This is a genomic window from Streptomyces sichuanensis (assembly GCF_020328095.1).
Classification (GTDB): Bacteria; Actinomycetota; Actinomycetes; order Streptomycetales; family Streptomycetaceae; genus Streptomyces; species Streptomyces cinnamoneus.
In genome coordinates this window covers 1-316 of the sequence record NZ_JAIXMK010000294.1, presented here as the reverse complement: position 1 = coordinate 316, position 316 = coordinate 1, and the positions used below count along the sequence as shown (strand labels likewise).

Here is a 316-nt window from a genome sequence, read left to right as displayed (position 1 = left end):
GCGAGCTGGGCGGTCAGGCGCAGGTGCCGGGCGTGGCGGGGGTCTGGAAGGACCTCACCGACTCGGTCAACCTCATGGCCGGCAACCTCACGGCGCAGGTGCGCGGGATCGCGCAGGTGACCACGGCCGTCGCCAACGGTGACCTCTCGCAGAAGGTCACGGTGAGCGCGCGGGGCGAGGTGGCGCAGCTGGCCGAGACGGTCAATCAGATGACCGAGACGCTGCGGACGTTCGCGGACGAGGTCACGCGCGTGGCCAGCGAGGTGGGCGCCGAGGGCCGGCTGAGCGGTCAGGCGCAGGTGCCGGGTGCGGCGGG

Annotated in this window: 1 protein-coding gene; it reads left to right on the top strand. The window is 73.4% G+C overall.

Going from position 1 to position 316, the window contains the following annotated elements; translation table 11 throughout:
• The coding region (locus tag LE181_RS32020) for a HAMP domain-containing protein (protein ID WP_225665119.1) at positions 1–316 on the top strand (316 nt) is incomplete at both ends.